The organism is Mangrovihabitans endophyticus, from assembly GCF_014646155.1.
Classification (GTDB): Bacteria; Actinomycetota; Actinomycetes; order Mycobacteriales; family Micromonosporaceae; genus Actinoplanes; species Actinoplanes endophyticus.
In genome coordinates this window covers 56,022-71,721 of sequence record NZ_BMMX01000002.1, presented here as the reverse complement: position 1 = coordinate 71,721, position 15,700 = coordinate 56,022, and the positions used below count along the sequence as shown (strand labels likewise).

Sequence of the window (15,700 nt, the reverse complement as noted above, 5' to 3'; positions counted from 1 at the left end):
CCGAACGCCGTCGGCGGGTCGAGGTCAGCGCGGCGCCAGCCCTTCCTGAATGAGAGACATGTACGTCACGGTCGTGTCCCGGCCGCTGTCGGCTTCGGACTCCGGCGGCTCGGGGTCCGGGCGGCCCAGCAGAGTCGTCCGCGAGTACACCTCGGGAACCTCGTCGCGCATTTGCTCCAGCCGGTCGATGACGCGGTGGCGAAAGGCGGTCCGGCCGCGCCAGAGCGCACTGCCCTTGGTGCTGCTCTCCGCCCAGTCGACCTGGCGCATCTTGCTCAGGTCGAGGTGCGCGTATTCGTCCTGGAACAACTGGGTGTCCGGGTACGGCATGTAGAAGTTGTGCGACTGGTGGTGATGGGGGAGCGACTTCAGCCGGTCGCACATCCGGAGCGTCTCTTCGCTCTCCTCCTCCGTCTCGGTCGGCAGGTCGTGCATGAAACTCGTCCATTGTTCGATGCCGGCCTCGCTCAGCAACGCGCAGGCGTCGTAGGTGTCCTGGGTGGTCGACGCCTTGTTGAGGTAGGTGAGCACGCGGTCGGAACCGGTTTCGACGCCGATGAAGACGCGCCTCCACCCGATCTCGGAAAGGTGCCGGATCGGCATCCGCTTGGCGATCATCACGACGTCGCGGGCACGCATGCAGCCCATGAAAGTCACGTCGGCGGGCCGCTTGCGTAACTCCTCGACGAACGTCACCACCCGTCGCGGGTCGCTGGAGAAGTTGGGATCCGTGAAGTTGATCTGGCTCGGCCGGTAACGGCGGACCAGGCTGTGGATCTCGGTCACCATGCGCTCGGGGTCGAGCGCGCGCCACCGGCGGCCACTGTTGACCGGCTCGGAGCAGTACCCGCACGCGTACGGGCAGCCGTAGCTCGAGCTGTACAGAATGACCCGCTCGTCGCCTTCGTAGTACAGCTCCGGGTTCAGCAGCGAGTAGTCGTACGGCGGCAGCTCGTTCATGTCGGGTATCCGGCTGGCCGGAGTCAGCCTCAGCCCGATCTTCCCGTCGTTGACCGAGCCGTACGCGATATTCGGTATGTCCCGCAGCTCGTCCTGCATCCCGGGGTCACCGGAGCGGTAGCGCTCGAAGACCCGGGCGAGGGCGAGCGCCGCGACCTCACCGGGCCCTCGGGTGACCGCATCGGCCAGTCCTTCCTGCACGATGCCGCTGTAACGCAATGTGGCGTGGTAGCCGCCCCACACCACGGGAATCGTCGGATCGACGGCCTTCGTGATTTCGATGGCATCGAGCGCGTTGTAGATGCTCGGCCCGGTCAGGCAACTGACACCCAGAAAGACCGGGCGCCTCGCGGCGAGATCGGCCAGCCGCTCCTTCCAGTCCGGATGCACCTGCGGGTCCAGCAGGACAGGGTCATAGCCGTGGTGTTTCAGGTAGCTCCCGATGGTGAGGATCGAGAGGGGCATCCACCGGGCGCCGTCCTCCATGGTGATCCCGTCGACCCCGTCGAGAAGAACAATGAGCTTCGACACCGTCTACTCCTAGATCAGCGCGCGTTGTGGTGACCATTCGTGCCGGAGGCGTCCCTCATGGACTTCGCTCCGCCCTGGCGGCGGAGTTCGGCCGCAACTGCCGAGCCGATCCTCTTCGAGATCACTTGACCTCTGGGATCCTCGACGAACAGACACGGACTGCCCGACCGGGCCAAGGGTTCGCAGGATTCGCAGCAGCGGCGCACGTCCACCGACGTTGACCTCGGGGCCTCGTGCCAGCTTGGCGATCAGAACCGCCGGCGACGAATCGGTGCCGGAGTGGGGGATCATCGCGCCCGGCGGATGCGCATCGATCGCATGAACCCTTTTCAACCTGGCATCGAGCCCGTCGGCTGCGCGCCGTCGACCAGCGGCGGCATCTGCCAGCCTCGCCACGTTGAAAAGGTTCAATTCGACACCGTGGTCACCAGGGGCGATTTGTCGATCATAGGGGATCCTCTTCCGGCTGAGGTTCCGAGAACCGTGAACGATCCTGATTCCGCGGATTGAAAAGTCCGCATTCTCCGGTCGGCCGATGCATCGGACCTCAACTTTAGGATCATCGTCGGCTTCCGCCCCATGACAAATCGTCGCAAAGCCTTAGCCCGCCGTCCGCAGCGGCGCCCCGGTGATATCGGGCGGCTGGCGCCGGACGTCTCACGACCGGGCCAGCGGAAGGTCGATGCGGGAGACGCCGAGCCGGATGCCCACCTCCGTGCCCGCCGGGTAGCGCAGGGTGCGGTCGCGTTCGGTGGAGATGATGACCAGGCCGATCCGGTGGCCGCGAGCGAAGGTGAAGTCGGTGGTCTGCAGATCCCACTTCACCGTGTAGGTCTCGCCCGGCGTGATCGGTTCGGTGCGGTTGCGTCCGTGCCGGTTGCGCACGTCGACGTATCCGCGACTGACGATCTCCTGGTCGGAGGTCGCGGTGACGTAGCCGCTGCGGTTGAAGCAGCCCGGATCCTCGGGGATGCCGGGGCCGATGCAGTCCTGTCCGGGAAGTTGCTCGCGGCCCGCGTACCGGGTGGCAGCGCCGTAGTCGACCAGCAGCGCGGTCAGGTACGGCGAATCGCCGTCCATGTCGGCCCGTACGGTGATCTCCGGGGTGCCGGAGATCCGGGTGTCCGCGGTCAGCGGCGCGGTCCGGAACGCCAGCCGGTTCGGATCCTGCTCGCCCGGCGCGGAGATCAGTTGCACGTCGGTGCGCTGCGGATCGTCCACGAAGGAGACACGCCGGGAGCGCTCCGGGACCGCGGACAGCTCACCGTCCTGGGCCGGGTACCAGGTGGTGGTCCGGGCGCCGGGGATCGGCCAGGTGGGTGCGGTGCGCCACGTGTCCGGCGCCACCTCGATGTCGGCCATCGGCTGCCGCATGATGTCGTTGTCGACGCCGTACAGCCAGTGGTCGAACCAGGCGTGCAGGGTGTCCAGCCAGGCGAAGCGCCGGATCGAGAACGGGTCGGCGTGTCCGGCCTGGTGCAGCCAGATCTTGCGGGGCACGTCGCGTGCCGCGAGCAGATCCCACCACTGGCCGGCCTGGCCGGTGCGGACGTTCTCGTCGTGCAGGCCGTGCACCAGCAGCACGCTGGCCTTCACCTTGTCCACGTCGCGGGTGTAGTCGCGCTCCGCCCAGTACCGGCTGTAGTCGCCGGTTTCCCGATCCTGCGCGGCCTCCAGCCCCGCGATCACGGCGTCGCACACGTGCGGGTCGGCCCGGGTGAGCACGGCCTTGGCGAGGATGTCGGTGTCCTCGCCCTGGTATCCGCCGGGCGCGACGACGCCGCCGTTGGCCCGGTAGTAGTCGTACCAACTGGAGATGGCCGCGATCGGCACGATCGTCTCCAGGCCTTCCACGCCGGTGGCGGCGACCGCGTTGGGCAGCGTCCCGTTGTAGGAGACACCGATCATGCCGGTCTTTCCGGTGCTCCAGTCGGCGGTGGTCGGCTCCCCGTCGGCGTCCCAGCCCTTGGCCCGGCCGTTCAGCCAGTCGATCACCGCCGTCATGCCGAGCGTCTCGTTGCGGCCGCCTGAGGTGGGGCAGCCCTGCGAGCCGCCGGTGCCGAGGCTGTCGGCGAACACCACCGCGTAGCCGCGCGGGACGAAGTAGTTGTCCAGATAGCCGGAGAAGGTGACGGTCTCGGCCCGGTCCGAGCCCGGTGGCGCGGACCGCCGTGCGGTGCCGCCGCGGTCGATGTCGTCGTGATTGGGCACGTTGTTCAGCCCCGCGTAGTACGGGCTGGGCTGGAAGATCACCGGCACCCGGCGGCCGGGGTCGCGGGGCCGGATGATCCGCACCGCGACCCGGTCGCGCCGACCGTCGCCGTCGCTGTCCACCGGGGCCTGCACCCAGACCCGTTCGCGGATGGCGGCGGCGTAGTCGTACACCGGCTGGGTGGGTCCCGGTGGCTGGGTCGACGTCGGCGGCTCGGCGGCCGCGGCGGGGGAGGCGGTCAGCAGCAGGATCGCGGAACTCGCCACGGCGAGGGCGGCACGGCGAAGAGGCACGCCGACACCATATCGTCCACGGTCAATATTTTGCCGGAAGGCAGATGATCATTTCCGTGCCGGATGTGTCCTCGCCGACGGACAGGGTGCCGCCGTGGGCGACCACGATGTCACGCGCGATCGCCAGACCCAGCCCGGTGCCGCCGCCGTCGCGCGAACGGCTGTCGTCCAGGCGTACGAACCGGTCGAAGATCCGTTCCCGGTCCGCCGCCGGGATGCCGGGCCCGTCGTCGCCGACCACGATCTCCGCCCGCCCCGCATCGCCGGACAGCGAGATCGTCACGCTCGACCGGGCGTGCCTGACCGCGTTGTCCACCAGGTTGCGCAGGACCCGGTGCAGCCGATCCGGATCGCCGGTGACCCGCACCGGCCGCACCGTGCCGCGTACCGCCAGGTCGGGCCGTTCCACCGTGATCCGTTCCCGCGCCGCGTAGACGAGATCGTCCAGGTCGACGTCCGCGTCGCGGATCATCGCGTCCGGGTGGTCGACACGGGCGAGCAGCAGCAGGTCCTCGACCAGCCGGGCCATCCGGCCGCTCTCGCCGCGGATCCGCTCGACCGACCGGGCCGGTTCGCCGGGCAACCCGGTCGCGGCCAGCAGATCGGCGTTCGCGTGGATGGTCGCCAGCGGACTGCGCAGCTCGTGGCTGGCGTCGGCGACGAACCGCCGCTGGGCGGCGGCGGAGGTCTCGATCCGGTCCAGCATCGTGTTCATGGTCGTGGCGAGGGCGGCGACCTCGTCCTCGGCCACCGGGACGGGCAGCCGGGTGTGCAGGTTCCGCGCGGTGATGGTCGCGGCCTGCCGCCGCATCGCCTCCACCGGCTGCAGGCTGCGTCCGACGAAGTGGAACGTCGCTGCCGCCACGACCAGCGCCAGCACCGGCATGCCGAGCAGCATCGCGCCGAGCATCGCGCCGGTGGCGTCGTCGACGATGTCCAGCGACGCCGCCGCGAGCACCACGCGCGGCCCGTCGGGGGAGTTCACCCCCACCGCGACGATCCGATAGGCGACATCCCAGCCGGTCCGTAGCTCTTTCGTCTCCTGCTCGTGGACGCCCGGCGCGGGACGCAGCCCGCTGATCGGCTCGGTGGGTGACAGCGTCGAGGAGGCGGCCAGGACGTGACCGGAGGCGTCCAGGATCTGGACCACCGTGCGGTCCGGTCCGATGGGGGCGTCGCCGGCGCCGGCGCGGACCGCAGAGGCGATCTGGTCGGCTCGGTTGGTGGCCGCCACGGTGGCGTTGTCCCGCAGGATGATCCGCGCGGTGAGCAGCAGCGCGGCCCCGGCCAGCACCGAGGCCACGGCCACCACGGCTCCGGCGGCGAGGGCGGAGCGCACCCGCACACCCCGGCGGCGCAGTAGCCGCTCCAGCAGCGATCGCATGAGGCGACGCTAACCACCGTCCGCTGAACATGCGCTGAAAGCAGGGATTCAGCGCGTTCTCAGGTCGGCCGGGGCAGGGTTATGGGGGAGAGGAAGGCGAATCGGATGAGGATTCTCGTCGTCGAGGACGAGGCCGAGCTGGCCGCGACGATCCGAGACGGGCTGACCCGGGAGGGCTTCACCGTCGATCTGGCGTACGACGGCGTCGAGGGACAGTGGATGGGGACCGAAACCCCGTACGGCGCGTACGACGTGATCGTCCTGGACATCATGCTGCCCCGGCTCAACGGGTACGAGGTGTGCCGCAACCTGCGCAGCCGCAAGGTCTGGACGCCGGTGCTGATGCTCACCGCCAAGGATGGCGAATACGACCAGGCGGACGCGCTCGACCTGGGCGCGGACGACTACATCGTCAAGCCGTTCTCGTTCGTGGTGCTGATCGCGCGGTTGCGTGCGCTGGTGCGCCGGGGAGCGCCGGAGCGCCCGGCGGTGCTGGAGGCCGGTGACCTGACGCTGGACCCTGCCGAACGCCGCGTCGCCCGCGGCGACCGGACCATCGCGGTGACTCCCCGGGAGTTCGCGATGCTTGAGTTCCTCATGCGCAACAAGGGCCACGCGGTCACCAAGACGGCGATCATCGAGAACGTGTGGGACGCGCACTTCGACGGTGATCCGAACATCGTTGAGGTGTATGTCGGCTATCTGCGGAAGAAGATCGATCACCCGTTCGGGCAGGCGGCGATCGAGACGGTCCGCGGTGCCGGCTACCTGCTCGCCGCCGACGGGGGGCGCTCGGCGAACACCTAGCCACCACCGCGAATCCTGGTGGCGTCCGGCCGAGCACGGACCGCGATTCAGCGGATTCTCAGCCCGCCCGGAGCAGCCTTCGGCTCTGTGGCAGGAGAGGAGATCGCGATGAGCGGGAGTGACGGGCGGCGGCGCTGCGAGTCGCGGCGCAGCGTCGTCGTCTGGGATGTGGACGGCACCCTGACCCGAGGCGACAGCCTGTTGCCCTTTCTGCGGCGGGTCGTCGGCACGCGACCGCTGCTGGCCACCCTCGGGAGGGTCCTGGCGACGACGGCGGCCGGACCGGACTGGCGGACCGCGGCGAAGGCGCGGCTGCTGCAACGGACGCTCGGCGGCCGTCCGGCTACCGAGGTCGACCAGATCGCCCGGCGGCACGCCACCTACCTGCTGCGCCGGGTGCGCCCGGACTGCCTGCGTCGCTGGCAATGGCACCGGACGCAGGGCTACCGCATGGTCCTCGCCTCCGCGTCGCTGGACGTCTACCTGCGCCCTCTGGGTGACCTGCTCGGCGCCGACGACGTCGTCTGCACCCGGATGGAGCAGGTCAACGGCCGGTTCACCGGGCGCATGGCCACGCCTGACTGTCGTGGCGCCGAGAAGGTCGCCCGAGTCGAGGCCGCGCTCGGCGGCTGGCCCGCCGGGCTCGTCTGGGCGTATACCAACGGCCGCGCCGACGCCCCGCTGCGTCAGTGGGCTCAGGTGTCCATCCCGGTGTCCTCGTGGCACCTCCTGATGGAGGTCCGGTCGTGACCGCGGAGGTCACCGGGGAACGCGGCGGCTCGCGAAATCGCCCGGCGCCGGCTATTGCAGAGACTCCTATGCATAGGATAGCTTGCTGCACATGTAATAGTCTTTGTCAGTGACTGAGCGCCAACTTCCGCAGGTGACCGATGCTGAGGCGTTGCGGGCGTTGGCGCATCCCCTGCGGATGCGCATCCTCGGGTCGCTCCGCGTCGACGGGCCGGCGACCTCAGCGGTCCTGGCTCGTCGCCTCGGGACCGACTCCGGGCAGACGAGCCATCATCTGCGTCTGCTCGACCGCTACGGCTTCATCGAGGAGGCGCCCGAACTGGGCAAGGGATCCCGCGGCCGGGAGCGTTGGTGGAAGGCGACGCAATCGACCACCGTGTGGTCGAGCAACCCGGACGATCTCGGCCCCGACGGTGCGGAAGTCGTCAGCGCTCTGGACCGCACCATTCGCCAAGTATGGGAGCAGATCATTGAGTCGTACCGGGCCCAGGTGGCCCGACGTGAATGGAGTGCTGCTTGGCAGCAGGCGGCGGGCTACGGTGACGTCGTCATCCGCACCACGCCGGAGCGGCTGGCCGCGATGCGCGCCGAGCTGAAGAAGGTAGCGGAGAGTTACGACCTCGGTGACCAGGCGGTTCCGGACGCGGAATCCGTGGCGATCGTCCTGCAGGCCTATCCGTACCGCACCGACCAGTGAGGTAAACCGCCGCATGGCGCAGGCCGCCGGCCCGCCGCGCGGCACGTTTCCGGGCAGGGAAATCCTGCCACCACTCTGCCGCAATAAATCGATAAATCTCTATGTATTGAGTCCTGGGGAGGACATGCAATGTCGGATGTCACTGTGGCGCCGCCCGGTGTGCGCCGTCGGCGGCTACGCGGCCTGAGCGCCGTCGTCGCCGCCCTGTCGCTGGTCACGGGCGTGGCGATGACCGCGCTCCTGCCCGCCGACGCCGGTACGACGCCCGCTGGCGCGGTGAAGGCGCCCGCCGGTCTCGCATCGCTTCGCTGGGGTGCATGCCCGTCGGCGACCGATGACGCCCGGATGCGCTGCGCCACGGTGCGGGTTCCGCTCGACTACCGGCACCCGCAGCGGCGCGCCATCGACGTGATGATCTCCAGGATCCCGGCGGCCAAGCCGGAGCAGCGCCAAGGAGCGATCATCCTCAACGGTGGCGGTCCGGGCGCGAACCTCAACATCCCACTGGTCGCCAGCCGGCTGCCCGATCTGGCCGACAGCTACGACCTGATCGGTTTCGACCCGCGCGGCACCGGTCACAGCACCCCGATGAGCTGTGGCCGCACCCGCGACGAGCTGATCCGCGACGAAGAACTCGAACTGCTGGCCTTCCCCGCCGCGGACGGCTCGATCGGTCGCAACCTCGGGTACGCCCACCGCGTCGCCCGGCAATGCGCTGCGCACTCCGGTGACCTGCTCCCGTACCTCAACACCGCCGACATCGCCCGGGACCTGGACCGGATCCGCGTCGCCCTGGGCGAGCCCACGGTCTCGTTCTACGGCCAGTCCTGGGGCACGTACCTCGGCGCGGTGTACCGGACGTTGTTCCCGAGCACGATCGACAGAATGGTGCTGGACAGCGCCATGGACCCCGGCCGGATCGGTTACGACGAGTTCCGCGACTTCAGTGCCGGCATGCAGGACCGGTGGCCGGACCTGGCGGACGCCGCGGTGGACAACGCCGGCACCGTCGGACTCGGCACCACACCCACGCAGGTGCGCCGCAACTATCTCGCGCTGACCAGCCGGCTGGACCGCCATCCGGTGCGCCGAGACGGCACCGCGGCCCCGGTCACCGGCAACCTCATCCGGCTGCTCACCCGCCAGTACTCCCTGAACGCGAACCTGGCGGATCTGCTCGGGCTGTGGGCCGCCGCCGTCCGGCTCGACGCCGGCACCGCCACGGACGCCGACCACGCGCTCGTCGAGACGGCTGCCACCACGTTCGTCACCGCCAATCTCGCTCCGGGCGTGCCGGACGACAACTGGCTGTCCATTCCCTGGGCCGTTAGCTGCGGCGACCAGGCATGGCCCCGCGACGCTCGCACGTACGCCCGGAACACCGCCGCGGACCGCTCAGCCCATCCGCTGACCGCCGGCGCGCCGGCCAACATCACTCCCTGCGCCGCCTGGCCGGTCCGCCCCGCGGCACCCGCCACCACGGTGACCAGCACCGGCCGACGCAACGTGCTGATCCTGCAGAACCGTCGCGACCCCGCCACTCCGTTGCGCAGCGCCATGGGCATGCGCCGCGCACTCGGCACCGATGCGGCATTCGTGGACATCGACGCGGGCGGACACGGCGTCATCTCGCAACCGCAACCGAACATGTGCGCGGTCTTCACGATGCACGACTTCTTCATGGACGGCGCGCTCCCGGCCGCCGACACCACCTGCCAGTGATCTCCCGGTACGACGCGACTCCGCCCCGGCCGACGTCTGGCCGGGGCGGAGTCACGGGATCAGCAGCGGCGGGGGAGGTGCCCGGAGCGGACCAGGCAGCCCAGCGTGTCGCAGATGACCCGGGTGGAGATCAGTGACGTGATGTCCGCGTTGTCGTAGGGCGGCGAACACTCGACCACCTCGATCCCGGCCAGCGGTGCGGCATCGGCGATGATCTGGATGAACTTCAGCACCTCGCGGGGCAGGAACCCGCCCGGCTCGGGCCAGCCGGTGCCCGGCACGAACGCGGCGTCCAGGCAGTCCACATCAAACGACAGCCACACCGCCTCCGCGCCGTCCCAGGCCACGTCCAGCGCCCGCTCGGCGGCCTGCTGGATGCCCATCTCCACGCAGTCGGTCACCGTCATCACCGTGGTGCCGCGTTCCCGGCCGACCTTGACCCCCGGACGCGGCGCCTGCCATCCGCCGATCCCGATCTGCACCAGGTTCTTCGGCGGCACGTTGGGGATGTCGGTGGCGTGGAACCACGGCGTGGTGTGCATCCGCTCGTCCAGGTCGGTCTCCTGGGTGTCCACATGCCGGTCGAAGTGGATGATGCCGAGGTTGCCCGTCAGATGCTGCGCCACCCCGCGGGTGGTCGGATAGCCGATCGAATGGTCGCCGCCCAGCACCACCGGGAACGCGCCGGACTCATAGATGTGCCCGATGCCCTTGCTGATCTGGTCGAAGGCCTTCTCGATGTTGGCCGGGATGACGAAGATGTCACCCAGGTCGCCGATCGTGATGCTCTCCCGCAGGTCGACGCCGAGCTCGAAGCTGTAGGGCCCGTATAGCGCGGAGATCTTCCGGATTCCCTGCGGCCCGAACCGGGTGCCGGAACGGTACGTGGTGCCCCCGTCGAACGGCACCCCGACCACGGCCACGTCGTACTCGCCGCATCGCCGTACGTCCTCCACATAGGGCGCTTTCAGGAACGTGTTGATGCCGGCGAAGTGCGGCAGCTCGCCGCGGCTGAACGTCGGAATGCTGCGGTCCACGATCGAATCGGCGCCGGGCAGGCCCATCTCCAGACCGCGGGCGATCTCCCGTTCGTGCGCGGTGCTCGGCAGCTCGCGCTCGCGGTCGACCGCGTACCGGGCCTCGTCTCCGTAGGCCGGGCCGGAGCCCTCCGGACGGTGATGACCGTGTCCGAATCCCATGGATGTTTCGCCCTTTCGTCAGGCACCGGCCGGATCGCGGGTGCGCAGCGCCGCAGCGGCGGCAGCCACCTCCTGCGCGTCCATCACCGGCACCGGCCGGGACGGCCAGACGAGGGTGGCGGCATAGAACGCCACCGCGGAGGCGGCGAAACCGATGATCGTCGGCCAGCCGTCGAAACCGGGGCCGATCACGTCGTTGTGCACGTACAGCAGGGTGTTGTCGGCACCGAAGATGGTCGGCGTCAGCACGAACAACCCGACCCGGACCACGAATCCGACGACGATCGCAACGAGCGCGGCCTGGTGGTTGCGGCGCGGACCGTAGTGGCCGGCGATGAACGGAACCACCAGGCAGGCGAGCATCACGTCGAAGGCCAGGGTGAGCAGGATGCCGGTCTCCGGCACGCGCACCGCGAACAGCACCGCCACACCCACCACCGGGAACATGGTCAGGCGGACCAGCCGCAGCATCGGATCGCGCCGATCCGGGTCCGGGTCGCGCTTGTAGTCGGCCACGTTGCGTACGGCCACCGCGGCGGTGCCCAGGATGGCGCCGTTGGCGGTGGAGCAGGAGGCCGCCACGATGCCGCACAGCACCAGCACCGCGAGGCCGGTCGGCGCGTAGTCGGCCAGCAGGTGGAACAGGGCCGGGCCGTCGACCGTCTCGTCGCCGAAGACGCGCACGCTGGACAGGGCGACCAGCGCGTAGGGAATGCCGACCAGGGCGGTGCCGGCGGCACCGACGAAGCAGGCCCGTCGCGCGGTGTCCGGCGACCTGGCCGAGAAGATCCGCTGCATGAAGTCGATGGCCACCACGTCGCCGATGCCCAGCGCCAGCAGCGTGCCCCAGTTGATCATCGCGCCCTGGCCGGGATCGGTGAGCTGGCCGAGGTCGAACGGGCCCATCCCGTCCGGCGTGCTGATTCCGAACCGGACCGCGACCCAGATCAAGAGCGACGTCGAAGCCACGGTCGTGATGCACATCTGGATGAACGCGGTGTAGGCGTCGCTGAACATCCCGCCGGTGACCGTGTAGGCCAGCACCACGGCGACGATCAGCAGGATGCCGACCTCGTAGCTGGTGCCCAGGAAGGTCTCGAACAGCAACCCGCCGGCCACCAGGTTGCCGGCCAGCAGGATGCAGAAGCTGAAGATCATCAAGATCGAGGCCAGTACCTCGACGGTCCGCCCGTAGGTGATCCGGTAGAAGTCCGGAAGCGTGTGCAACTGCATGGCGTTCATCCGGCGCGCGAAGAACAAGCCGGTGACCAGCAAGCACAGGCCGAGCCCGAGCGGAAGCGAAGCGCCTGCCCAGAAACCGAACCCATAGGACAGATCGGTGTTGCCCAGCGTGGCGTTGGAGTCCACCGCCTGGCCCATCAGGCCGGCGGCGGACAGCGGCAGCATCAGCGAACGCCCGGCGACCAGGAAATTGGTGCTGTCGCCGTCGACCTTGCGGGCGACCAGCAGCCCGACGACGAGAACGGCGGCGACGCTGATCGCCACCCCGGTGATGATCATCGGCTCACCCCAGACGCGCCTCACCGGTGGTGAGTCACGATCCAGAACAGTGGCCGATCGTTTCGGTCGGCGATGGTCCGTGTAACAACCTGATGACCGCGCCCCCGCGCGGATCAGTCCAGGCCGTCGGCGAGCACCTTGTCCAGCTCGGCGTAGCCCTCGTTGACACCGACCTCCATGCCCGAGCGCAGCCAGGCGTCGCGGCCCTCGAAACTGTCCACCAGTGACTGGGTCCGCAGCCGGGTGCGGCCGCCGCCCAGATCCTCGAACCACAGCGTCTCCAGCGCGACGCCGTCCGGCTCACCGTCGAAGGTGAAGGTCTGCACGATGCGATCCGTGCGCACCTCGTGGAAACAGCCGTGGAACCGGTACTCCGCATCGCCGTGCACCGCCACGTAGCTCCAGCTACCGCCGGTGCGCGCGTCCCATTGCTCGATCCGGGCGCTGGTGGCGTCGGGGCCAACCCACCGTGCGAACACCGCCGGATCGGTGTGGGCGCGGAACAGTTGCGCGGGTGTCGCGGCGAAGTCACGAGTCATCCGGATGACCGGAATCCTCGGGTCGGCCTCGATGGCCACCTCGTTGCTCATGCTGACTCTCCTCGTCTCTCATCTCCGCCAGGACGGCGTCGAGGCGGCGGTAGCGTTGCTCCGCGCGGCGGCGATAGCGCTCGGTCCAGGCGTCCATCAGGTCGAAGACCTCGACCTCCAGATGCACCCGGCGCGGCTGCGGGCCTGGTGGGCGGGTGACGAGCCCGGCGTGCTCCAGCACCCGCAGGTGCTTGTAGACCGCCTGCAGCGTCATCCGATAGGACCCGGCGAGCTGGCTCACCGTGGCGTCGCCGTCGGCGAGCCGGGCCACCATGTCGCGCCGGGTCTCGTCCGCGAGCGCCGCGAAGACCTGAGACAGCCTGTCCATGGTCGCCGGATCCACCTTTAAACCGCTAGGTTGAAAGCGAGGATATACCTGGTGCGTACGGGTAGTCAACCTCTTGGTTGAAAGGGTGCCGCCGGCCGGGTCAGGACGGGATGAGGGATTCCGAGATGTACGGGTGCCCCTCGCCGTACGCGTTCCAGGCGCACAACAGGATGGCGTAGTGATGCCCCGGCGTCACGCCCCCGACGTCGGCGACGCGGGTGTTCGCGTCGTATCCGATGATGCGGGAGTACACGGTGGGGGTGTCCTGGTCGTACACCCACAACGCGTACCGGTTGATGGAGTCGGTGTACGGACCCGGCGGCGGCGTCCAGGCCACGTGGAGCGAACCGGCGCCGGCGCTGGCATGCACCGTGGCAGGCGGGGCGGTCGTGCGCGGGTGCGCGGTTCCGCCGACGACACTGGACCACCCCGATTTCAGGCTGTCGCTGTCGCCGGCCACCGCGCGGGCACGGACCTCGTAGGTGTGGCCCTCCACCGGTTGGTTGGTGAACTGCCAGGAGAGGTCGAACCGGTTGAACGGGGTGCCGGCCGCCACCCACTCGGCCGAGGCGTTGCCGGTGGTGTCGCGCCACTGGATGTCGTAGTTGTGCGCGCCGAAGACCTTGGGCCAGGTCACCGTCACGCCCTGCTGCGTTCCGTCGAAGGCGAGCGAGGTGGGCGTGGCGACCGGCCGGGCGGGCACCGTCGAGGGCACCTCGGGCGCGCCGGAGCCGAGGTGGAACCCGTCGTGCAGGGCCTTGCCGAACGCTCGGGCGATGCGGTACTCGCCCAGCGCGTTGGGGTGCAGCCCGTCGTAGGCGGACGGGCATGTGGTCGCGCTGGAGTCGCAGCGGTATTCGCCGTCCACGTCGGCGAGCACGATCGGCGACCGGGTGGTGCTCCAGTTCGGGATCTCCCGGGCCAGCGCGGCGTTGTAGTCGGTGATGCGCTGCGGTAGCTGCGGGTTGGCCGAGCCGAGAGTGGTCCGGTGCGGCACGTTGCCGAGCACGAAGCGGACGTTCTGATTGGCCGCGCGGGCGTTGTCGATGAAGGACTTCATGGCCGTGGTGAGCCCGGCTCCGGCGCCCAGCCATCCGATGTCGTTGAAGCCCAGCTCCACCACGAGCAGGTCGGGCATCTGGCCCTTCGCGCCGAGATCGGTCATCACGCCCTTGATGGTGCCGACGTCCTGGACGAGCTGACGGCCCCACATCGCGTAGTGCCCTGATCCGCCGTTGACGAACTCGGCCGCGACGTCGCGGTTGTAGGCGCCGGTGAACTGGGCGGGGTCCGGCTCCGACGGTGCCGGGTTGCCGCCGCCCTCGCCGATCGGCGGCGGCTCCGGCGGGTGCGGATCGCCCGGCTTCTCGGTGCCGGTGAGCGGGCCGACGAAGGTGGCGCCGATGTCCTGCCGCCGCGCCCACTCCCAGAGCCGGTAGCGCCAGGTGTAGTCGCCCTCGAAGCCGTTGGTGATGGAGTCGCCCACGACCAGCACCCGGCCGGCCCGCGACGACGGGGGAGGCGGGTCGCTGGGGGTGACGCCGTTGTACGGGTTCCAGGTGTAGTCGACGTCGGCGGAGCCGGGCTTGCCCGGCCAGTCGAAGTAATCGTGCACGAGCACGGCCGGGTTGGTGGCGATGTATCCCTTGCCCGGCCCGTCGTCCGCGTCGTCCCACGCCCACGGCGGGTTGGCGGCGTCGGTCTTGCAGTCGCCGGCGGCCGGACCGGCGACCGCGCCGTCGCCGCAGGCGGCGCCGTGCGGATTGCCGCTGTCGTCGCCGGCGAAGTTGTCCGGCGTGGCGAACAAGCTGGTGAGGTAGCGGTTGTCCCACATGCCGCCGGAGGCGAAGATGTCGGTCAGCGTGTACTGCACGTCCCGATCGTTCGGGCCGTCCGGCACCTCGGCCGAGGAGCCGGGGTTGTAGAGGATGCCGTCTCCGTTGCGGTACTGGTCTCCCAAGTCGGGGGACGGCTTGCGGGTGGCGCCCATGGCCCACGCGGCGTGCGTGCTGGCCTGCTGCGCCGTCCACGGGCGCTGATGGCCGTCGCCGTGCGGGCTGGCCAACGTGGCGATCGCGCCGTCGACATCCTCGTTGCCGCTGGCGAAGTCGCTGCCCTCGGGCAGCCACGAGTAGAAGTTGCTGTGCGCCACCGTGATGACGGCCTTGAGTGAGCCGTGCTCGGAGCCGTCGTTCGCCACGACGACCAGGGCGCCCTCGGAGTCGTTCTCGTGCTCGGTGGCGTCTTCCATGTAGTCGTCGAGGGCGGCGTCCGCCCAGTCCCGCGGATGGAAGAACATGTAGAGCAGGTACGAGAAGCTCGGCGTCTGGACCACCGAGTAGTACACGTGCGCCGCGAGCGGGAACTCGCTGATGTTCTCCCAGTTGTTGCGTCCGTTCAGGTCGCCGTCGAAGTCGTACGACGTGAGGTAGTCGGACTTGCCGCCCTCCGCCGTCTCGCCGCTGGTGTCGACGTCCTGGAAGTGCACCGGCGCCCACCACTGCGCGAGGGCCGCTCGCTCCGCGGAGGTGGAGGCCAGTGCCGTGCCGGCCGGGCCGGCGACGGCGCCGATCCAGCCGGCGAGCACGGCCAGGGCGGTAGCGACCGCCGTGCGGCGTGAGCGTCCCACGAAGAGCACCGTTCCTCCCGCATGCGTGCGCCGACGCCGACCGGTCGAAGGCGCATTGACCATCTTGGATGCATTGG

12 protein-coding genes are annotated in these 15,700 nt (G+C 69.6%); 4 read left to right on the top strand and 8 right to left on the bottom strand.

Annotation, left to right across the window (positions count from 1 at the left end):
* Positions 1-24: 24 nt before the first annotated feature.
* The 3 genes from IEY73_RS05120 to IEY73_RS05110 all read right to left on the bottom strand — a co-directional run bounded on the left by IEY73_RS05120 (position 25) and on the right by IEY73_RS05110 (position 5,380).
* Positions 25-1,491: a B12-binding domain-containing radical SAM protein gene (locus tag IEY73_RS05120; RefSeq protein WP_189077908.1), complete on the bottom strand. Its 1,467-nt coding sequence runs from the start codon at positions 1,489-1,491 to the stop codon at positions 25-27.
* 657 nt (positions 1,492-2,148) lie between these two features.
* Positions 2,149-3,996 (bottom strand): Xaa-Pro dipeptidyl-peptidase, encoded by a 1,848-nt coding sequence (locus IEY73_RS05115; RefSeq protein WP_229715548.1) that lies wholly within the window; start codon positions 3,994-3,996, stop codon positions 2,149-2,151.
* A 22-nt stretch (positions 3,997-4,018) separates the two neighbouring features.
* The gene (locus tag IEY73_RS05110) at positions 4,019-5,380 is read right to left on the bottom strand and encodes a sensor histidine kinase (protein WP_189077907.1); all 1,362 of its coding nucleotides are present in this window, start codon (positions 5,378-5,380) and stop codon (positions 4,019-4,021) included.
* Between the two features lie 105 nt (positions 5,381-5,485).
* On the opposite strand from IEY73_RS05110, the gene IEY73_RS05105 reads away from it, so the two are divergent.
* The 4 genes from IEY73_RS05105 (at position 5,486) to IEY73_RS05090 (ending at position 9,356) form a co-directional block, all read left to right on the top strand.
* Positions 5,486-6,187 (top strand): response regulator transcription factor, encoded by a 702-nt coding sequence (locus tag IEY73_RS05105; protein ID WP_189077906.1) that lies wholly within the window; start codon positions 5,486-5,488, stop codon positions 6,185-6,187.
* A 108-nt stretch (positions 6,188-6,295) separates the two neighbouring features.
* Positions 6,296-6,937, top strand: coding sequence for an HAD-IB family hydrolase (locus IEY73_RS05100; RefSeq protein WP_189077905.1), 642 nt, complete (start codon positions 6,296-6,298; stop codon positions 6,935-6,937).
* A 109-nt stretch (positions 6,938-7,046) separates the two neighbouring features.
* A complete protein-coding gene (locus tag IEY73_RS05095; protein ID WP_189077904.1) occupies positions 7,047-7,634 on the top strand; it encodes a winged helix-turn-helix domain-containing protein in 588 nt (195 codons plus the stop codon).
* A gap of 129 nt (positions 7,635-7,763) precedes the next feature.
* Positions 7,764-9,356 carry an alpha/beta fold hydrolase gene (locus IEY73_RS05090; protein WP_229715547.1) on the top strand — a complete coding sequence of 531 codons (1,593 nt, stop codon included), beginning with the start codon at positions 7,764-7,766 and terminating at the stop codon, positions 9,354-9,356.
* 59 nt (positions 9,357-9,415) lie between these two features.
* Here the strand turns inward: IEY73_RS05090 and IEY73_RS05085 are convergent, their stop codons facing one another.
* The 5 genes from IEY73_RS05085 to IEY73_RS05065 form a co-directional block, all read right to left on the bottom strand.
* Complete coding sequence (locus IEY73_RS05085; protein ID WP_189077903.1) at positions 9,416-10,555, bottom strand: agmatinase family protein; 1,140 nt, start codon at positions 10,553-10,555, stop codon at positions 9,416-9,418.
* An 18-nt stretch (positions 10,556-10,573) separates the two neighbouring features.
* A complete protein-coding gene (locus IEY73_RS05080) occupies positions 10,574-12,076 on the bottom strand; it encodes a high affinity choline transporter 1 (RefSeq protein WP_189077902.1) in 1,503 nt (500 codons plus the stop codon).
* Between the two features lie 113 nt (positions 12,077-12,189).
* The gene (locus IEY73_RS05075) at positions 12,190-12,666 is read right to left on the bottom strand and encodes an SRPBCC family protein (protein WP_189077901.1); all 477 of its coding nucleotides are present in this window, start codon (positions 12,664-12,666) and stop codon (positions 12,190-12,192) included.
* On the bottom strand, positions 12,605-12,994 hold the full coding sequence (locus tag IEY73_RS05070; RefSeq protein WP_189077900.1) for an ArsR/SmtB family transcription factor: 390 nt from the start codon (positions 12,992-12,994) through the stop codon (positions 12,605-12,607). Before IEY73_RS05070 ends, IEY73_RS05075 begins: the two co-directional genes overlap by 62 nt.
* A gap of 100 nt (positions 12,995-13,094) precedes the next feature.
* A complete protein-coding gene (locus IEY73_RS05065; RefSeq protein ID WP_189077899.1) occupies positions 13,095-15,623 on the bottom strand; it encodes a GDSL-type esterase/lipase family protein in 2,529 nt (842 codons plus the stop codon).
* Positions 15,624-15,700: the final 77 nt, after the last annotated feature.

Coding starts and splice junctions, on each gene's coding strand:
- IEY73_RS05110 (WP_189077907.1), bottom strand. CDS start 5,380: ATGCGATCGCTGCTGGAGCGGCTACTGCGCCGCCGGGGTGTGCGGGTG.
- IEY73_RS05105 (WP_189077906.1), top strand. CDS start 5,486: ATGAGGATTCTCGTCGTCGAGGACGAGGCCGAGCTGGCCGCGACGATC.
- IEY73_RS05100 (WP_189077905.1), top strand. CDS start 6,296: ATGAGCGGGAGTGACGGGCGGCGGCGCTGCGAGTCGCGGCGCAGCGTC.
- IEY73_RS05090 (WP_229715547.1), top strand. CDS start 7,764: ATGTCGGATGTCACTGTGGCGCCGCCCGGTGTGCGCCGTCGGCGGCTA.
- IEY73_RS05085 (WP_189077903.1), bottom strand. CDS start 10,555: ATGGGATTCGGACACGGTCATCACCGTCCGGAGGGCTCCGGCCCGGCC.
- IEY73_RS05080 (WP_189077902.1), bottom strand. CDS start 12,076: ATGATCATCACCGGGGTGGCGATCAGCGTCGCCGCCGTTCTCGTCGTC.
- IEY73_RS05075 (WP_189077901.1), bottom strand. CDS start 12,666: ATGAGCAACGAGGTGGCCATCGAGGCCGACCCGAGGATTCCGGTCATC.
- IEY73_RS05070 (WP_189077900.1), bottom strand. CDS start 12,994: ATGGACAGGCTGTCTCAGGTCTTCGCGGCGCTCGCGGACGAGACCCGG.